Origin of the sequence: Providencia sp. 2023EL-00965, from assembly GCF_033550225.1 — a bacterium.
GTDB lineage: Bacteria > Pseudomonadota > Gammaproteobacteria > Enterobacterales > Enterobacteriaceae > Providencia > Providencia manganoxydans.
The window spans coordinates 1-17,935 of sequence record NZ_JAWUEH010000005.1 but is presented as its reverse complement, the minus strand read 5'-3'; the positions used below and the strand labels follow the sequence as shown (position 1 = coordinate 17,935).

The 17,935-nt window shown below is 35.7% G+C and carries 19 protein-coding genes; 14 read left to right on the top strand and 5 right to left on the bottom strand.

Annotated features, from left to right (window positions below):
* Positions 1-19 precede the first annotated feature (19 nt).
* Positions 20-829: a fructose-bisphosphate aldolase gene (locus SC428_RS08280; RefSeq protein WP_318706995.1), complete on the bottom strand. Its 810-nt coding sequence runs from the start codon at positions 827-829 to the stop codon at positions 20-22.
* Between the two features lie 31 nt (positions 830-860).
* Positions 861-1,820 carry a D-2-hydroxyacid dehydrogenase gene (locus tag SC428_RS08275; RefSeq protein ID WP_318706993.1) on the bottom strand — a complete coding sequence of 320 codons (960 nt, stop codon included), beginning with the start codon at positions 1,818-1,820 and terminating at the stop codon, positions 861-863.
* Between the two features lie 486 nt (positions 1,821-2,306).
* Between SC428_RS08275 and SC428_RS08270 the strand changes: the two genes are divergently transcribed.
* From SC428_RS08270 to SC428_RS08250, 5 genes are all read left to right on the top strand, one after another.
* Positions 2,307-2,891 (top strand): HutD family protein, encoded by a 585-nt coding sequence (locus tag SC428_RS08270; protein WP_318706991.1) that lies wholly within the window; start codon positions 2,307-2,309, stop codon positions 2,889-2,891.
* A 149-nt stretch (positions 2,892-3,040) separates the two neighbouring features.
* Positions 3,041-3,712, top strand: coding sequence for a heavy metal response regulator transcription factor (locus SC428_RS08265; protein WP_070925333.1), 672 nt, complete (start codon positions 3,041-3,043; stop codon positions 3,710-3,712).
* On the top strand, positions 3,709-5,076 hold the full coding sequence (locus tag SC428_RS08260; RefSeq protein ID WP_140185904.1) for a heavy metal sensor histidine kinase: 1,368 nt from the start codon (positions 3,709-3,711) through the stop codon (positions 5,074-5,076). The genes SC428_RS08265 and SC428_RS08260 overlap by 4 nt, the downstream gene beginning before the upstream one ends.
* Positions 5,077-5,201: 125 nt before the next feature.
* Entirely contained in the window at positions 5,202-6,209 is a 1,008-nt protein-coding gene (gene msrP, locus SC428_RS08255) for a protein-methionine-sulfoxide reductase catalytic subunit MsrP (protein WP_318706988.1), read from the top strand.
* Positions 6,209-6,811 (top strand): sulfite oxidase heme-binding subunit YedZ, encoded by a 603-nt coding sequence (locus SC428_RS08250; protein ID WP_140185902.1) that lies wholly within the window; start codon positions 6,209-6,211, stop codon positions 6,809-6,811. The genes msrP and SC428_RS08250 overlap by 1 nt, the downstream gene beginning before the upstream one ends.
* A gap of 84 nt (positions 6,812-6,895) precedes the next feature.
* Here the strand turns inward: SC428_RS08250 and SC428_RS08245 are convergent, their stop codons facing one another.
* The 3 genes from SC428_RS08245 to SC428_RS08235 all read right to left on the bottom strand — a co-directional run bounded on the left by SC428_RS08245 (position 6,896) and on the right by SC428_RS08235 (position 8,478).
* Entirely contained in the window at positions 6,896-7,177 is a 282-nt protein-coding gene (locus SC428_RS08245) for a helix-turn-helix domain-containing protein (protein ID WP_070925335.1), read from the bottom strand.
* Between the two features lie 88 nt (positions 7,178-7,265).
* A complete protein-coding gene (locus SC428_RS08240; RefSeq protein ID WP_175442448.1) occupies positions 7,266-7,724 on the bottom strand; it encodes a FidL-like protein in 459 nt (152 codons plus the stop codon).
* Between the two features lie 7 nt (positions 7,725-7,731).
* Complete coding sequence (locus SC428_RS08235; RefSeq protein ID WP_140183063.1) at positions 7,732-8,478, bottom strand: winged helix-turn-helix domain-containing protein; 747 nt, start codon at positions 8,476-8,478, stop codon at positions 7,732-7,734.
* Between the two features lie 1,388 nt (positions 8,479-9,866).
* Here SC428_RS08235 and SC428_RS08230 point away from each other — a divergent pair.
* The 9 genes from SC428_RS08230 to SC428_RS08190 all read left to right on the top strand — a co-directional run bounded on the left by SC428_RS08230 (position 9,867) and on the right by SC428_RS08190 (position 17,530).
* Positions 9,867-10,133: a helix-turn-helix domain-containing protein gene (locus SC428_RS08230; protein WP_070925423.1), complete on the top strand. Its 267-nt coding sequence runs from the start codon at positions 9,867-9,869 to the stop codon at positions 10,131-10,133.
* Positions 10,134-10,321: 188 nt separating this feature from the next.
* Positions 10,322-10,870 (top strand): fimbrial protein, encoded by a 549-nt coding sequence (locus tag SC428_RS08225; RefSeq protein WP_070925338.1) that lies wholly within the window; start codon positions 10,322-10,324, stop codon positions 10,868-10,870.
* 66 nt (positions 10,871-10,936) lie between these two features.
* A complete protein-coding gene (locus tag SC428_RS08220; RefSeq protein ID WP_070925339.1) occupies positions 10,937-11,515 on the top strand; it encodes a fimbrial protein in 579 nt (192 codons plus the stop codon).
* 72 nt (positions 11,516-11,587) lie between these two features.
* Entirely contained in the window at positions 11,588-14,116 is a 2,529-nt protein-coding gene (locus SC428_RS08215) for a fimbria/pilus outer membrane usher protein (protein WP_318707235.1), read from the top strand.
* Positions 14,117-14,234: 118 nt separating this feature from the next.
* Complete coding sequence (locus SC428_RS08210) at positions 14,235-14,921, top strand: molecular chaperone (RefSeq protein ID WP_410003666.1); 687 nt, start codon at positions 14,235-14,237, stop codon at positions 14,919-14,921.
* Positions 14,922-14,951: 30 nt separating this feature from the next.
* Positions 14,952-15,338 carry a hypothetical protein gene (locus SC428_RS08205; RefSeq protein WP_070925341.1) on the top strand — a complete coding sequence of 129 codons (387 nt, stop codon included), beginning with the start codon at positions 14,952-14,954 and terminating at the stop codon, positions 15,336-15,338.
* Positions 15,331-15,864 (top strand): fimbrial protein, encoded by a 534-nt coding sequence (locus tag SC428_RS08200; RefSeq protein WP_070925342.1) that lies wholly within the window; start codon positions 15,331-15,333, stop codon positions 15,862-15,864. The genes SC428_RS08205 and SC428_RS08200 overlap by 8 nt, the downstream gene beginning before the upstream one ends.
* Positions 15,864-16,397 carry a fimbrial protein gene (locus SC428_RS08195; RefSeq protein WP_283125947.1) on the top strand — a complete coding sequence of 178 codons (534 nt, stop codon included), beginning with the start codon at positions 15,864-15,866 and terminating at the stop codon, positions 16,395-16,397. The genes SC428_RS08200 and SC428_RS08195 overlap by 1 nt, the downstream gene beginning before the upstream one ends.
* A gap of 50 nt (positions 16,398-16,447) precedes the next feature.
* Positions 16,448-17,530 carry an adhesin gene (locus SC428_RS08190; RefSeq protein WP_070925425.1) on the top strand — a complete coding sequence of 361 codons (1,083 nt, stop codon included), beginning with the start codon at positions 16,448-16,450 and terminating at the stop codon, positions 17,528-17,530.
* The last annotated feature ends 405 nt before the right edge of the window (positions 17,531-17,935 follow it).

The following is a 17,935-nucleotide window of genomic DNA, read 5'->3' as shown; positions in this document are numbered from 1 at the left end:
CTGTCGTGATGAATGTGGATTATTTTCCGCCTGCTTGCTTATATTCAGCGATAGCTTGCTCAACTGAACAATCATCATTAATAAGTGCATTCAAAGCCTTAATCACAGCTGTTGGGTTTTCGTGTTGCCATACGAAGCGACCGTATGTCACACCACCCACACCAATATCGAGTGCTTTACGGGTATTGGTTAAAAAGCTTATGAGGTCATTACCCATATCACCCCCTGCTAAAGCGACCATTGCAGGGCAGCTATCAACTACAGATTTAAATGTTTCAGGAGAGCCTGACCATAGCGTTTTGATAATATCAACGCCTAGCTCTGCGCCTGCACGGACACAATAGGCTAAGTTTTTAGCATCAAAACTGTCTTCAATCATTGGGCCTTTTGGATAAATATGCGCAACTAAAGGTAGACCCGCAGAAGCCGCGGCTTTAGATACTTGGCCTAAGAATGTGAGTTGTTGTGCTTGTTCTGGACCACCCATAATACAACCAACTGAAATCGCATCTGCACCTAAACGAATGGCTTCTTCCACATCCGCAACTGGCGTGTCATAGGCTTCATGATAAGGAATTGAGTAGCTAGTCGCTTTCATGATGATAGAAACATCAGAAGCAACATACGGAGGATAGACTTTTTCAATAATGCCTTTATGCATGGTAATGGCATCAGGCTCTCCTGCCACAACTTGTTTCATCACTGATTTAATATCGCCAATTCCAGGTAATACACCGCGCGTAATTGGATGATCCATAGTAATAGCAAGAAGGCGACCCGATTTTTTATTTAATAATCTTTTTAAACGAATTTCTTTTCCTAAAAACATATTGATGACCTCTTTTAAATCAATGAGTAAATTAATTAACTAGATTCTTGGGATGACCGGATAAAAAGGCTTCGATGTTATCCATCATCATATCTGATAATGTTTGTATAGCTTCAAAACTTGCCCATGAAATATGTGGAGTAAGAATGAAATTTGGTAATTGAGTCATTTTCATTATATCGCTATCTTTTTCCGGTGGTTCTGAAATACAAACATCAAATCCTGCCCCTAATATCTTATTGTTGATAAGTGCGTTATATAATGCAGATTCATTAACAATCCCACCTCTAGCCGTATTAATTAAAATACAAGAGGGTTTCATTTTTTCGAATTCGGGGAAGCTAATTAAATCTTTTGTTGATTTTAATAATGGGCAATGAATCGAAATAATATCACTGTTTGCAATAACCTCTTCAAATGGCGTATATAAAGGCCCCATATTATTAGTACCTTTGTAGCTAGAAAATAGCACTTTCATACCAAAGGCTTTTGCAATATCAGCCACTGCTTTCCCTAAAACGCCATCACCAATGATACCTAGAGTTGAGTCTGCTAAGTTATTAATTTTATAGTCAAAATAACAAAATTGTCCCGACTCTTGCCAACGGCCATTTTGGACGGATTGCGTGTAGGCGAGTAAGCTACGACGCAAGGCTAAGATTAGGGCAAAGGTATGTTCAGGTACGGTATTGACGGCATAATTTCTGATATTGGAAACTAAAATGTTATGCTCATTGCAGGCATCAATATCAATTATATCGGTTCCCGTTGCCGCTACTGAAATAAACTTTAATCGCTTTGCAGATTCAATAATTTCTTTGGTGATTTTTACTTTATTAGTAATAATCACATCTGCATCTTTTACCCGTTCAATAACGTCACTATCTTGTGTTTTCCCATATAAACTTAAGTTATATTCTTTGTTTGTTTTCTTAATATTAATGCCTTCAGGGAAGGTATCATGATCGAGAAATACGATATTAACTGTCATTCTTATTACCACCCAATTAATTAATAAAAATGAATGCTGGTGAGCCTTTTTTATTTAATAGAATTATATAATTCAGCTATTGGTAAGGCATTGTTAGGATGACTAGTTTTCATGCGCTAATAATGAATATAATTGTGCAAATGTACAATTTGTTATGAATTCGATCACAATAATAGGTTGAGATATACTCAAAATAGTTCGAGGTGCAGGTGGGCGACAAGCGAAGATAGGGGGAGCATAGATAAACTATGTGACTTGGCTAGCAATACCCTCGCAACTTGCAGTATAACGAGTATGCAAGAATTTAGATTGTGTTAGAGCCTGTAGAAGGAAACACTCAACATGCTTCGCTCACGTTGATCTACCATAAGAGGCTACGTTTTGTTTTAATAAGTTATGTTAGAGTGTTGAATATCGTTCATTTTCTTATTTAACAAAAAATAGATAGATAGTTATAACCACCATTAAACCAAGGTTGATGTATCTATGATCCAAGTATTAGCTGTTGAAAATTATAAAAAAATGCCATGGAAAAATGGCCAAGGTTTTACTTTAGAAATTGTTCGTAGTCATGGTACAGGGCTTTCTGACTTCGATTGGCGTATCTCTATTGCAGATGTGAAATCAGCAGGCGCGTTTTCGTATTTTCCAAATAGAAAACGGATCATAGGTGTTCTTGATGGTGGTGCTGGGCTAATATTAAATGTTGATCAAAAAGCACCTGTTACTCTGCATCAAAAACAGTTTTTTTCTTTTGATGGTGAAAGTGATGTTTATGCGGAGTTACTTGATGAGCCAATTCGTGACTTTAACCTAATTTATAATCCTGATAGATATTGTGCTCGGTTACAGTGGATCAATGCCCAAGCTATGTCCTCATGGATAAGTGATGCCGATCGGGTAATTATTTTTAATACTACGGATCAACTTGATCTTTATGTTAATGGTGAGCAGCGCCAATTAACGCTATTTGAAACTGCATTGGTTGAAAATGATGGAAAGTCATTGCAATACGTTATTGGTTCTCAAACAGCACATGACTTTTGTCTTATTGAGTTATTTATTCGGTAGTTTACATGTCATCTGAGCTATTTGCTGCTATTTACAAATAGTGGCGATATCTTATGTTTCGCAATGGGAATCTAATTAATTTAGGATAAGTTGTTAGTATCGTTTTTGCTCTTCAGGTAAATTAGTGTTCACAGTAACTTGGGGGTGGCATGAAGATACTATTGATTGAAGATCATATTAAAACCCAAAGTTGGGTTAAAAAAGGATTAGAAGAAGCGGGTTTTGTTGTTGATATTGCATCAGACGGCAGAGATGGCCTCTATTTTGCGCTCGAAAACGATTATCAGTTGGTAATATTAGATATTATGCTACCGGGGATGAATGGCTGGGATATTTTAAAAATATTACGTACTTCTAAATCGGTGCCTGTAATTTGTTTAACGGCAAGGGATGCGGTTGATGACAGGGTTAAAGGGCTTGAATTAGGTGCTAATGATTATTTGGTTAAACCTTTTTCTTTTTCTGAATTATTAGCAAGGGTTAAAAATCAACTTAAAGTTAACCAACATTCTTCGACTCATATCGAATTAGCTGATTTAAAAATAGATCTTACTCGCCATGATGTTGAGCGTGGAGGAAATAAGATTATTTTGACTCGCCAAGAGTATTCATTACTACTTTTCTTTGTCTTGCATGCTGATGAAATATTACCAAGAACGCTGATTGCGAGTGAGGTATGGGGAATCGATTTTGAAAGCGATACAAATATCATTGATGTTGCTATCAGGCGATTAAGAAAAAAAATTGATGATGATTATGACGTTAAATTAATAGAAACCATCCGTGGTATGGGATATCGATGTAATAGGCCAAGTGTATGAAGAAAAAATCACTCCGCTTTCAGCTCATTCTTTCTTTTATTTTACTGATGATTGTCAATGCAGGATTGGTGACTTGGGTACTTTATCATTCCTTGAAAAATGAATTGATCGAGCGAGATGATAACTTACTTATCAATCGTACAGATCAATTGGCAAAGTTGATCGCAAGCGGTATAGATATCAAAACACTACCTATGTATTTCCAGCGCATGATGGATATGAGACAAGACATTATCCAAATAAAAAATGCTGAAAATCAGATTATTGTTGCGACAAATGCTGATATGTTGGCTTCAGGACATCTAAAATTAGTACAGTTAGAGACTCTTGATTCAAATAATATTTCTCATTGGCGAACATCTTCAGGGATCCCTATTTCCGCCGTAAATTTTAATATTGATTCACCGATAGGTCGTTTGAATATCGTATTAGCTAAGGCATCAGTGGATCGTGATAGTGTGTTAGCTAAGTATTTGACACAAAGTTTAGTGATCTCATTGATCTCAATTATTTTAATGGGGCTATTAAGTCTTTGGTTAATTAAAAAAGGGCTACGTGATATACAGTTCCTTAGTCAAACAACGGCCAATACCGATCTTCAGTCATTAAATCATTCAATCGAAATCGCACAGCTTCCGAAGGAGTTAAAAGAGCTCGGGGAATCACTTAACATTATGCGGTCAAGATTGAAGGGAGATTTTGTTAAGTTAACTCAGCTTGCTGATGATCTCGCTCATGAGCTTAGAACACCCATTAATGCTATTCGGGTGCAAAATGAAATTGTTCTTCAGCGCTCACGCAGTGTTAGTGAATATGAATCGGTGATTGCCAGTAATATTGAAGAGTTAGATAAATTAGCACAGATAATTCAAAGTATTTTGTTTATCGCTCGTGCGGAAAATAGAAATATTGCACTAAAACGAGAAGTACTGCCGCTGTTTGATCTGGTTAATGAAGTTTATGAGCTATTTTCTGTTTACGCTGAAGAAAAAAATATTGTTTTGTTATGTCATCCATCAAAACTAAGTCTTAATGCAGATCGCGTGTTGTTGGTTCGAGTATTAATAAATGTCATTTCGAATGCAGTTAAATATGCTCAGCCTCATACTCAGGTAATCACTAATATCTCAGCAAAGCACAATACGCTATCTATTAGTATTGTGAATCATGGCGAAGTGCTGCCAGATAGCGAAGAAATTTTTACACGTTTTTGGCGAGGAGATAATTCACGAACTTCTGAAGGTAGCGGGTTAGGGCTATCAATTGTTAAAGCGATTATTGAGTTGCATGGTGGTTGCGTCGCTTTTAGGCATCAGGCAGGGCAAAGTACGCTCATTTTGAATTTTCCTTATGATAATGATTAAGATGACAAATTTGTCATCTTAATGTCAGTGTTTTCTCTTTTTCTTCAGGTATAACAGGCATGATATAGAAAGAACATGTTTTCTTTTTAAACCACGGCCCATGTTTTTGAGTAATGGAGAGCACCATGAAAAAACGAGATAAAATTTCTTCGTCACAAATTACCCCTGAATCTGTATTTTTTATGAAACGTAGAAAACTACTTCAATTGTTAGGGGTTGGAGTGTCGGGAATTGCATTATCATCCGCAGTTAAAGCGGATTTATTTTCATGGTTTAGTGATGATAAATCTACGGTTCCGCAGGTAGATAGAAAGGTCTTAACATTTATTCAACCTGAAGAATATCAATCATCCTTGATATTGACACCAGAAGATAAAGTGACTGGTTATAATAATTTCTATGAGTTTGGATTGAATAAATCAGATCCTGCTGAATATGCACATACGATGAAAACAGATGAATGGACGGTGACTGTTGAAGGAGAAGTGAACCGACCAATGACGTTAAATCTAGATGATATTCAAAATAAATTCACTTTAGAAGAACGTATTTACCGTATGCGTTGTGTTGAGGCTTGGTCGATGGTGATCCCTTGGGTTGGTTTTCCATTAGCGAAGTTATTAGCACTTGCTGAGCCAACAAGTCATGCGAAGTATGTTGCGTTTGAAACACGTTATGCACCTGAAGAAATGCCCGGTCAAAAAAGTCGTTTTATTGGCGGTGGATTAGATTACCCTTATGTTGAAGGCTTACGCATTGATGAGGCGATGAATCCACTGACATTATTAGCAACTGGAGTGTATGGAAAATCATTACCAAATCAAAATGGTGCTCCTATTCGTCTGGTTGTGCCATGGAAATATGGATTCAAAGGTATTAAATCAATTGTAAAAATTCGTTTAACTAGCGATATTCCGCCAACAACATGGAATCTTTCTGCACCAAGTGAATATGGATTTTATGCAAATGTAAATCCACAGGTAAACCACCCACGTTGGTCTCAAGCAACTGAACGTTTTATTGGTTCAGGTGGCTTTGGACAAGTAAATCGGCAGCCAACATTATTGTTCAATGGGTATGGTGAGCAGGTCGCTGATCTCTATAAAGGGATGGATCTACGGAGATATTTTTAATGCTGACAGAAAATCGTGCAGCTGTTTTGATCACTAAAGTTATTGCTCATACTGCGGCGTTATTGCCTTTACTATGGTTGGTTTATGCAATAAATAGTCAGGCTTTAGGAGCTGAACCTACGAAAGATATTCAACATTTTACAGGGCTCATTGCATTGCGCTTATTGATTACGGTTGCACTGATCCCAATATTGGCTCATTTTTTGCGATTTAATACGCTTTTTCAGACGCGTAAATTACTTGGATTATGGTGTTTTGTTTGGGCTCTATTGCATTTATGCAGTTATTTATTACTAGAGATTGGCTGGAATAATCTGTCATTATTTTTCTCTGAAGTTTTTTCACATTTATATTTAGTAATAGGTGCTGTATGTTGGCTGAGCTTATTTTTAATGGCGATAAGCTCATTTGACTTTATTCGAACACGATTAGGTATGTGGTGGAAAAGGATCCATTATTTGCTTTATCCAACATTATTAATGATTATATTTCACTATATTTTATCGATGAAAACAATGACGCCAGAGCCTATTTTATATGCTATTTTGACTATGGCTGCCATTGCTTATCGATATAAAAATTTAATAGTAAAGCATAAATAACGATTGATATTGCGTTATTTTTTGAAAGTATAGGTGTTTAGTAATGATTTTCATTACTATTTTTGTTAAGTTTTATGGCCTAATTTAATAATGATAGTATCCATTATCTCTATTAAGCTCTTTATTCAACATGAAAATAAAATCATTAAGATTTAAATCTAATTCTATCAGTATAGTGAATAGCAACTTTAAGCTAATATTATTAACACCTCGTTCATAACTGGAAATTTGTTGTTGTGAGATGTTAATTTTTTTACCGAGTTCTATTCCTGTATATTTTTTTGATTTTCTTGCGTTTTTTAGTATTTTTCCAACTGCTAGTGATGTTTTTTGTGGATTTTCGTTTAATGCTTTAGTGATGTCCATAATTACTCCTATTCTAGCAAATATCTAAATTTATGAGATAAAATTGTAATATAGTAGAGCTTTTCATTCGCTCAAATATGTTAAGTCACTACTCTGACTTACAGATAAAGTATGGTCCTAATGTACCTGAAATGAGATAGTCCCCATCTTTTAGTGAGCTGATATTTAAATACATGATGGTATCATCAGATACAACTTTAAAATATTTGTTAAATAATTCATCAGAGATGTTATCTTGTGGTGATTTTCTGATGGATGTTATCTTTAATGTTAGCAAGTCATTATTTTTTTCTAATACTTTGAAATTCATCACCCTGTATATGGCGCTCTTTTTCTCATCATGTACATAGCCTGTAATACGGAAATAGCCTGTTTTATTTTTTTTATAGACTATTCTATAGTCTAATTGATATGAGTCAGCGGAATTAACAAACTCAGAGTCTATTTTGGCATTACAATAAATAGTTTTTGGATAAAATAAAAAGTAGTAGGATAATATTGGTAAACATACAAGCAATAGTACTAGTAAAAATAATTTTGCTTTCATATTAACCTCAAAAATTAAACCTCGTTGTAACACAAGTGTTATCATTACATTTTGCAAGGAAGTCATGTTTAATATAATCGGTACTTTCATTGTTGTCATAGTAATAAAAGTAATCACCATTTTTACAAGTAATATTAAATCTAGCGACTTGCCTTTTAATCGTACTGATTACTTGTGCCTTATCACTGTACTCCTTGAATGCATAAACTGGGCATGTATTTATTTTACTGAGCTGATAAAAACCAATAGATTGAAATGAATTTTTTTGTATGACTATGTATAACCCCATGGAAATACAAATAAAAATTAAAATACAACATAAGGCATACACACTGATTTTTTTACGATCTATGGTGTGGCTAGGTTTAGCGGTATGCTTTGTGCTTTCTTCTAATATCTTATCTGAGGTTTTTGATTCTTCTTTCTCTATTAAAAGCTCAGATGACAGCATCATTCCTTTTTTAGGGATCGTTAAAATTGCATTATCAACATTAAGGTACTGAGAGAACAGTTTTCTTAACATACTTATGTATTGGTTTAGGGTGTTTGATGAACTCACTAACCCATGTTTATCCCATACCAATTCTAGTATCCTATCTCTAGGCATAACTTGTGACTTATTCTCTATTAGAACTTTTAAAATTCTATTTAGCACAGGTGTTAATGTTGCAATAGGCTCAGAAAGATTATCTAAACCATAGATGCTACCATCCTCAGAATTATATTTTAATTGGCTATTAATTGTGTAAATCATTTTTTGCCTTTAAATACCCATTCTTCATAGTACTATTTTACTCTTTTTGGGTGTGATTAACAAACTCAATCTATTGCATAATTTATAAACTTATATGCATAAAAATAGAATTACAGGCTATAAAATTGATGTCAGTGCTTCCATTCTATGACAGAATGTCTATAGCTAATTGACACTATTTACTGCCAATAAATAGATTGGTTCGTAGTGTATAAAAATCAATAAACAATAATCATTTTTAGCGCTATAATGTTTATATCTTCAAGTTTTATCTTTCCTAATAACGAGGGGAACTTAATTATTGCATAATCACTTCTTTTTCTGACACTCCTTGTGGGCTAAGCAGTTTTTTTATACTTATAGCTATATCTAAACTTTGCTCTATAGCTTTAGTTAATATTAAGGTAAGAAATGCGCAAACAATATTCAAAATACAACTCAGTGGAGTAATTTTAAGAGGGATTTTTTTAAAACGAAAGTATATAATTACAAAAGTTGTAATTATAGAAAAATATTCTACATATGCAAAAAATATAGATTTTAAATCTATTTTAACTCTTATTGTGCGTAAATTGTCTTTATAATATATGATGTTTTTTCCGTAATTAAAGGTAAATGAAGCTTTTTATAAATTTATAACTACCGTGATTAACTATTTTGAAATTTAAATTCATGTTATTTGTTTATCTTCAATACTTTTTTTGTTACAAAGTTAATTGTTAGTGTTTCTAAATGTTTATTTCTGATGGTTGTTATGAAAAGTATTTTTCCTTGAAAAAGGAATGTCTAAAATAAAAATTTTACTATTTACGGTTCTTTCCTTCTTGATAATCATTTTTGATGACTTGAACTTCTACTCTTTATACTTTTAAAACTCAACTAGTCAAAAAAAGTTATAATGTTACTTTTGGCTATATATAAAGATATGAGTTTATATCGGGTATATAAATTATATTTTTACTAATTTTAAAAGTATTTCTCATAGTTTTTTTTTAGAATTATTTTTTCAAAATGATTTGAATTGTAACAAATTAGTAATGGATAGCGGTGCTACTATCTAAACCAGTAAATATTTAACTGGCCTAAATAGTATTTTCAATATTGCTTATTTGAGTTGATTTTTATAATTTATTGATAGTTTTATCATTATATAGGTTGTTCTTGCTCCTCTGGTGAGTAAAAAGGCGTTTTTGATAGGTTTAACTTATTAATAACTAGTGATTTGATTGTTTTAAATGTATTTACAGTATGATTTTATCACCCTATATTTCAAATCAAATTTGATTCAGACACTTGTTATTTTTATTTGATAAGGGGACTTCATGCCTTATTAATATAATATGATTAGTTATGTGGGTTTCAAACTGTCAATCATTGGTTTTAATATTATGAAGAGTAAGAATTCATTAAGGATAGATATTGGTTTATTCCTAAGGAAATCTCGGATAAATAAGTCATTAACTGGTTTGGAATTAGGGAAGTTATTAAATGTTAGTCAGCAGCAAATATCACGTTATGAACGTGGTGAAACGAGTATAAGTATTGAGTTATTAGATCTTATGCTTAAGACTTTAGATAAAAACTGGGTGGATTTCTTCTTTTCAGTAATAGCAAATCATGCGGATGAAGTTTATAAGTTAAAGATGTTTGAGTGAGTTTTACTATTTTATAATATGGTTGGGTTTTATATCCATAGCCATCGGTTATGTGTTAACTATTAAATGGAATTTAATAAATTAAGGATGATTTAATTGAGAATTATTTAGTCAATAAATCTGAAATTAGCATGGCGTAGATATACGTTATGTATTATTTCAAATTACTTTTATCCTAAGGAAATAATATGAAATGTTCTAAATTAGCGATTGCTTCTGCATTTTTTGCATCTGTAGTGTCATTTAATTCAATGGCCGATAATACAGGCTCTGTTGAGTTTGTTGGTTCAGTAGTGAATACCCCATGTAATATTGAGCAATCATCGCTAAAACAAACTGTCGATTTTGGACAGCTTTCTCGTAAAGCGTTAGAAGGCGGTAATGTCGCTGAAGCCGATTTCGATATTAAGTTTGTTGGCTGCGATTTTAATAATTTTGATAAAGATGATGAAAATAAACCTGTTGCTGTGAAATCAATGCAATTGGTATTCACTGGTCAAAATTATGCAGATGATAAAAATACACTACTTACAACTTCTGTTGGTAATACAAATAACTTAGGTATTGCTATCGATGGTTTTGAATTTGGTAAGGCTAAAAATGTATTACCAAATGGCAATACACAAGGTGACATTACATTGACTTTTAAAGCATTAGCTAAAGCTGTTGATGCGTCTAAAGATATTGTTGAAGGTAAATTCAGCGCTATTTCAAACTTCCGTATTACTTACGAGTAAGTATCAGTACATTGCATTGCCGCCAGTATTTTCTGGCGGTTCTTTAATCGCATAAAAGAGAAAATAATGAGCAGTTGTCAGTGCTTTATTCTTCAGTTAATTAGCGGTTTTTTCGTCTTTCATGGTGGAGCTTCTATTACTTATGGCGCAAATGAAAATGGTATGCGTCATGAAGGGAACGCTCAACTTGTCGGAAGTGTTATTTCAACACCGTGTTCAATTGTAATGAAAGATCGCTATCAAACAGTGGATTTTTCGTCATTAACATTAACCGCATTATCGTCGAAAAATTTTCGAGAGCAACACTCTCAGCCATTTGACATTGAGTTACGTGATTGTGGGAGTCTTTATTCCCTCATTGACAGTAAGGCATGGTCAATAAAGTTTGATGGGCAGAGCGCAACAAATGTCAATGCGTTTGTTTTACATGGTCCATCACAAGGGTTAGGCGTTTCGGTGTTGGACGATAGTAAGCAAGTACTAACTCCAGGTCAAAATTATCCTTTGTATGACAGTGTGTTACGGCAAGATAAATTAGAGCAAACACTTTTTTTACGTTACTTCTTGCAGTTAGAACTGACTGGTGAACCCATCCAAGCAGGAAGCTATCAAGGACTGGTTCGTTTTTTTATCGATTATCAATAAAAACAAATAAAAGTAGCCGCAATGCGCTCAGCATTGAAAGGGCATTTTTGTAGCGTTTGGGATGGTACAGGCATGATGTTCAAACTTAGCAAACTCAGGCAAGCCATTTTATGGGCATTTAGTATTACGACATGTACAGCGTATGCGACTGAATTTAATACGGATGTATTAGATGCGGAAGATATTGAGAACGTTGATATGAGTCAATTTGCCATTGCTGGGTATGTACCCCCTGGTCACTATTTTTTAACCGTTTTTGTTAATGGCCAACGTTTAGGTATGGCACGAGAGATCGAAGTTCTTGAACAAAACCATCATGAACAAAATTTACTACAAGCTGTTTGTATACCAACGGATATGCTTGATTTGTTTGGCTTGACGTCTGAAGCGAAAGAAAAAGTGACATTTTTTCATGATAATCAATGTCTGGATTTTACTGCATTGACAGGCACTCAGCTGACTATTGAACTATCGACACTATCTCTTAAAGTCGTTATTCCTCAAGCGTGGATGGAATACCGTGATCCTTATTGGGTGCCTCCCGCATTGTGGGAAGAAGGGATTAATGGTGCATTTTTTGATTACAATGCCAATGCCTCTGCGACCGAAGAAAATAGCGGTGATAAGCGTGTTTATTTATCTGCTAATGGTACAACAGGGCTAAATTTTGGTGCTTGGCGTTTGCGTGGCGACTTTAACACTTCTTATCAAAAACAGAATGGTGGCAACAACACACAAGAAACACATCAGTTTGATTTTAGTCGGCTATATGCGTTCACTTCCCTCAAGAATCTTGCTTCGATTTTAACGATTGGTGAAAATTATTTTTATTCAGATGTATTTGAATCATGGCAATACAGTGGGATCTCATTAGAAAGTGATGATCGTATGCTCCCGCCTAAATTAGTGGGCTATGCACCTGAAATTGTTGGTATTGCCAATACTAATGCGACCGTGACAGTTCGCAGTAAAGATCGTGTGCTTTTAGAAACGACAGTTCCTGCTGGCCCTTTTCGTATTCAGACATTGGATAGTGGAGTACGTGGAGTATTAGATGTCACCGTCCGTGAAGAAAATGGCGAAGAGAAAAAATTTAGCATCAATACAGCGTCACTGCCTTACTTAACACGCCCAGGCCGATTTACTTATAAATTAGTGGCGGGTAAAACACGTTATAACAGTCATGATCTTACAGGTGACCCCGTTGTTGGTGGCGAGATTTCTTATGGCATATCTAACGAATGGTCATTATATGGTGGCTCACAATTAAATGGTGATTACCAAACTGCTGCATTGGGTATTGGTCGTGATCTATTTGCTTTTGGTGCACTTTCTGTAGATATCACTCAATCTATTGCTCATTTAACACATGAAACATTACAAGGTCGTTCATATAGACTGAATTATGCTAAATCATTTGATGAGATCCGTACTGATATTACTTTTGCTGGATATCGCTTTGCAGATCGAAACTATCGTACGTTAAGCCAATTTATGGAGCAGGAGCGAACGGGATATCAGCCACGGACAGCAAAAGAAAACTATCAAATTTATCTTAATAAGTATTTTGATGATTTTAATCTTTCATTGAATTATCAATACAGTACTTATTGGCAGGACAAACCACAAACACAATATGGCTTATATGCAAGTACTAATATTAGTATCCCAGGTTTGTCACAACAAAATGCCACATTATCGTTGTCGGCAACTCGTACGGAGCGCGATAAGGGTTATAAAGATGATTCCATCAACCTCTATTTAACCGTGCCATTTTATAGTGGTCATAGCGTGACATTCTCTGAGTCGTATTCACGTTCAGGAGGGAGTAGTCAATATAACCACAATATTGGTTATAGCGGCTACGGCGACAATGACAGTTATAGCGTCAATGTTGGTTACAATCACGGACAAAACCGAGACAGTGAATCGAGTGTTAGTGGCTACTATTCACGCGATCTTTCTCAGGCCAATGTTTCTGTTAATGCCAGCTACGTTCCGCAGCAGTATCGCAGTATTGGTGGTTCGATTAATAGTGGATTCACTGCGACAGCACACGGTGTTGCGATGCACCGAAGTGCAAATGGTGACACACGTCTGATGATTGATACTTCTGGGATTGGTGATGTACCACTTGATAATGGTGTTATTAAAACCAATCGATTTGGTTTGGCGGTACTTCCTAATATCAATAGCTACCGCAAGTCTGTTGCGTCGATTAATACGAGTCAATTACCCGATAATTTAGACACTTTAGATTCAACGACCGATGTCACTTTAACGAAAGGGGCAATTGGATACCGTAGCTTATCTGTTATGAAAGGTGAAAAATTATTTGCCATTTTAGCGTTGAGTAACGGTAAAAATCCGCCTTTTGGTGCGAGTGTACGCAATGCTGATAACCGCGAATTAGGCATTGTTGGTGAAGATGGCGTGACTTGGTTAGTCGGCATTTCACCGCAGGAAACACTTTCTGTTTATTGGGGAGGTAAACCGCAATGTGGATTACATCTTCCCGCAAATTTAGATACCTCAAGTAGCATGTTATTGCTGCCATGTTCAACAATTAATGATGATGTAATAGCGACTATTCAGCCTTAGCTGAGTCCATGTCATTTAAAAGTATATTAAGCGTTAATTAATATTGATGAGATTAGATTTTATGAAATTAAATATTTTAAGTTTACGTAATGGTCTAATAACTGCTGTTATTTATACCATGTTATTTATGAGTTCGAATGCATATAGTGCCGTGACACTCGATAGAACACGAATTATTTTTCCAGGTTCTAAACCTTCTATTAATGTGACTATTTCTAATGATAATCCTGAAGAAGCTTATTTAGCACAAAGCTGGATTGAAGATCTACAAGGTAATAAATTAACTAAGGGAGCGATATTAGCAACGCCTCCTTTACAACGTATTGAGCCTAATAGTAATAGCCTTGTGCGTTTAAGTGTGACCCCAGAAGTCAGTAAATTACCTCAAGATAGAGAATCGGTGTTTTATTTCAATTTACGTGAAGTCCCACCTAAATCTAATGAAGGAAATACATTACAAATTGCTTTGCAATCGCGGGTGAAATTGTTCTATCGCCCAAGCAGTATTTTGCCTGAATCAGAAACTAAATGGGCTCATAAAGTCACTCTAACTAAAACAGCTAAAGGCTATCGATTGAATAATACGACCCCGTTTAATTTAACGGTTATTGGTTTTGGTGGTAGTAAATCACAGTCAGAGAAGAGTGCATTTGATGTGGTAATGTTGCCCCCTAAATCGACTCATGAGCTTTCTTCTGCGGCATTGGCGACACCTTATCTCACTTATATCAATGATTATGGTGGAAAACCAACATTGGTATTTAATTGCCAAGGGGATACTTGTTCTGTGACTGGTGAAAAATAGTTTATATCCAAGTCATGAGAGGGCAGTGAAATGAAAAAGAAATCGATATGGTGGTTGTTATGCATATTGGCTAGTCAATATACCATTGCAGCGACACCAGTTGCTAATACCCCCGTTAATCAAATGGATTATGAATCGATACATTCAGGGCAGATACAGGTGAATGCAATTGTCTTTAATTCTCCCTGTAATTGGTCTTGGCAAGGCGTCGAACATATTTTGTTGACCAAGTGTGGTGCTGGGGCTGAGTTTGTAGGTGTAAGTACCACACCAGCTACTGTGCAATTTTATGACATACAACGAGGTCATTTTTTTCCTCTTCATTTTCTGCAACTCATTGATGGTAATAATAAGATCCGTATTCCATGGGCAGCAAATAAATATCGATTACTTAGGCTTGAGGTAGGATATGAATAATAAAGTTGTTTCTAATTTCATATTATTGCTGCCGTTGCTAGTAATAAGCCCAATAACATTGGCATCAAATAGCTTAGATGTTGAGTTTAATGGGGAACTAGTAAGCACTGCATGCCAAGTTGCACCTGATTCATTAAAGCAAAAAATTACCCTTTATAACTTGCGCTGGCAATTTATAAATGAAAATGAAAAAAGTGCAATAACTCCTTTTTCCATTGCGATTAATAAATGTAGTGAAACAGATTTACAGAAGAGCATTAAATTAACTTGGCAAAGTAATCAGTTAGTTAATATTGGAGATGAGAACTATATAGCAACTAAGGGAGATAGTGGCATTTTATTAGGCCTTGTTGATAAGGACGATAAAATCATTGAATTAAACAAACCAATATCACTTGGGGTGGTTTCTGTTGTTAATAATATGCAGCAATTTGATTTCGGTGTTTTTGTGCGTAAACCAGCAACAGCGGATGCGAAGGTAGGCGATTTTGTTGGTACGGTGACTTTTGCTGTGGAGTATGAGTAATGAAACTTAATAATCAAATACGCCACTATTGTTACAGTTTATTGGTGCTTATTCCTTTAATTAGCCAAGCCGATATTGAAGTTAATGTAACGGCAACTATGGTCGATCCGATTTGTGATTTGCGTAGCCAAGACAATAGCTCCCCATTAAAAATAAACTTTGGTGTACTCAAAACGGAAGCCCTTAATACGGTGGATGCGACACAAGATTTTTCCTTATATATCTCTGGGTGTAATTTTAATCGCACACTGGCGATTTCTTTGAATCCAAAAGGAACCAATTCGTTGCCCTATGAAGGAAAAAATATTTTAGCAACCAGTATCGATGGATTAGGTATCGAATTCGCTGAAACAACGGGTGATAGTAATAGTGTATTAGAGATTGGTAAGACCCAACAAATTTATCCAGCGCGTGTTGAAGACACAAAATATCGTATTGATCTGCAAGCTAAGTTAGTGAGCGCAGTACCTCTAGAGAAATTGGAAGTGGGGAAATTTACCTCCGCAGTAACCTTTTCTGTGACTTATTATTAATAGGATTTCCCACCATGTTTAATTTTTTTAGTTTAATTTGGCGAGCAATAATGATGAGCCGTCAAAGGTTATCATTGTTCTATATTTGTAGTGGCCTGATATCTTATAGTTTTTATGCTCAAGCAGACTATGCGGCAAAGATAATAAATCCAAGTGATGGCTATTATTTAAGGTTAACTAACAGCAGTACTGTAGCGCAAACTCCAATTTATGGCAGTGATGGCAGAGAATACTACCAAGTTGGTAATCCAATATCAGTGGTTAATGATAACTCTATTGTCAGTGTAAGAGGGAGAGTTAACTGCATTGGGCGCGAATGGGGAGATAAGACTAATACGCAACTTGGTACAAATGCATATCACCGTTTATTTGTTTATGCACCTGAAACTGGCGCAAATATTAATGGTAAAAAACTCTATGATATTAATACCAATGTGTATATGACTATTGAAAGTAGTTTTATTGATATTTGGCGATTGTTATCAGATTCTCAGGCTTGCTCAAATGCGAAACCTGGGGATACGGTAAATGCGTCATCGTTTTATACCCCACGACAAATTACCATCACCTTTTATGTTCGAAATAGGATTATTGATGGGCAAATTATCATTCCAGCAATGGATTTAGCGAGTTATGTACGTGCTTTTACGGGCGAAAACAGTGCTCCACTTGATACGACTTGGTCAATTGGTGAGTCGACGGTACCCATCAGAATCTCAGCTTCGCAATTGAATATCGCTGAGCTCTGTACAACCACAACCAGTACAGGGTTACCGAGTACACTTAATCTGCGGCATGGGGCATTAAATACCATTAACTATGACAGCACAGTCACGGAAAATGTCACTTATAACTGTAAATTTGCGGAATCAACATCAGTGAGACTACGTTTAGATTACACCACTGATGATGATCCAAAACAGCGCTTGCCCATGACCAATAGCCTTGATAGTAATAACAAAATCTACAGTGAATTAGAGCTACTTGATGATGTGACAGGGCAATCAGGTAAAGATTTCAAAGTGCAAATTCAAAATGTAAGAACAATAAAAATCCGCAGTCATCTTCATGGCAGCAACGCGGTTGCCGGCGAGTATAGGGGATCTGCTTGGCTTATAGCTACATTTGACTGACATACTCGTCATACTTCAAGTTGCAACGTTGTTGACTGCGTTCACTCGCGCCAGTCACATACTGATGTATGCTCCTAGCGTCTCGCTCGCTGGTCGCCTAGTTGCACCTCGAATTATTTAGAGTATGTGTAGGGGAGAGACTTCAAGTTACAACACTGTTCGTTGAGGTATAAGTGACTGCGTTCACTCGCGCCAGTCACATACTAATGTATGCTCCTAGCGTCTCGCTCACTGGTCGCCTAGTTGCACCTTGAATTATTTAGAGTATGTGTTGGGCGGACTTCAAGTTACAACACTGTTCGTTGAGGTATAAGTGACTGCGTTCACTCGCGCCAGTCACATACTAATGTATGCTCCTAGCGTCTCGCTCACTGGTCGCCTAGTTGCACCTTGAATTATTTAGAG

Bases quoted from the DNA above. Each gene is read 5' to 3' on its own strand.
- SC428_RS08280 (WP_318706995.1), bottom strand. From the start codon at position 829: ATGTTTTTAGGAAAAGAAATTCGTTTAAAAAGATTATTAAATAAAAAA.
- SC428_RS08275 (WP_318706993.1), bottom strand. From the start codon at position 1,820: ATGACAGTTAATATCGTATTTCTCGATCATGATACCTTCCCTGAAGGC.
- SC428_RS08270 (WP_318706991.1), top strand. From the start codon at position 2,307: ATGATCCAAGTATTAGCTGTTGAAAATTATAAAAAAATGCCATGGAAA.
- SC428_RS08265 (WP_070925333.1), top strand. From the start codon at position 3,041: ATGAAGATACTATTGATTGAAGATCATATTAAAACCCAAAGTTGGGTT.
- SC428_RS08260 (WP_140185904.1), top strand. From the start codon at position 3,709: ATGAAGAAAAAATCACTCCGCTTTCAGCTCATTCTTTCTTTTATTTTA.
- msrP (WP_318706988.1), top strand. From the start codon at position 5,202: ATGAAAAAACGAGATAAAATTTCTTCGTCACAAATTACCCCTGAATCT.
- SC428_RS08250 (WP_140185902.1), top strand. From the start codon at position 6,209: ATGCTGACAGAAAATCGTGCAGCTGTTTTGATCACTAAAGTTATTGCT.
- SC428_RS08245 (WP_070925335.1), bottom strand. From the start codon at position 7,177: ATGGACATCACTAAAGCATTAAACGAAAATCCACAAAAAACATCACTA.
- SC428_RS08240 (WP_175442448.1), bottom strand. From the start codon at position 7,724: ATGAAAGCAAAATTATTTTTACTAGTACTATTGCTTGTATGTTTACCA.
- SC428_RS08235 (WP_140183063.1), bottom strand. From the start codon at position 8,478: ATGATTTACACAATTAATAGCCAATTAAAATATAATTCTGAGGATGGT.
- SC428_RS08230 (WP_070925423.1), top strand. From the start codon at position 9,867: ATGAAGAGTAAGAATTCATTAAGGATAGATATTGGTTTATTCCTAAGG.
- SC428_RS08225 (WP_070925338.1), top strand. From the start codon at position 10,322: ATGAAATGTTCTAAATTAGCGATTGCTTCTGCATTTTTTGCATCTGTA.
- SC428_RS08220 (WP_070925339.1), top strand. From the start codon at position 10,937: ATGAGCAGTTGTCAGTGCTTTATTCTTCAGTTAATTAGCGGTTTTTTC.
- SC428_RS08215 (WP_318707235.1), top strand. From the start codon at position 11,588: ATGATGTTCAAACTTAGCAAACTCAGGCAAGCCATTTTATGGGCATTT.
- SC428_RS08210 (WP_410003666.1), top strand. From the start codon at position 14,235: ATGTTATTTATGAGTTCGAATGCATATAGTGCCGTGACACTCGATAGA.
- SC428_RS08205 (WP_070925341.1), top strand. From the start codon at position 14,952: ATGAAAAAGAAATCGATATGGTGGTTGTTATGCATATTGGCTAGTCAA.
- SC428_RS08200 (WP_070925342.1), top strand. From the start codon at position 15,331: ATGAATAATAAAGTTGTTTCTAATTTCATATTATTGCTGCCGTTGCTA.
- SC428_RS08195 (WP_283125947.1), top strand. From the start codon at position 15,864: ATGAAACTTAATAATCAAATACGCCACTATTGTTACAGTTTATTGGTG.
- SC428_RS08190 (WP_070925425.1), top strand. From the start codon at position 16,448: ATGATGAGCCGTCAAAGGTTATCATTGTTCTATATTTGTAGTGGCCTG.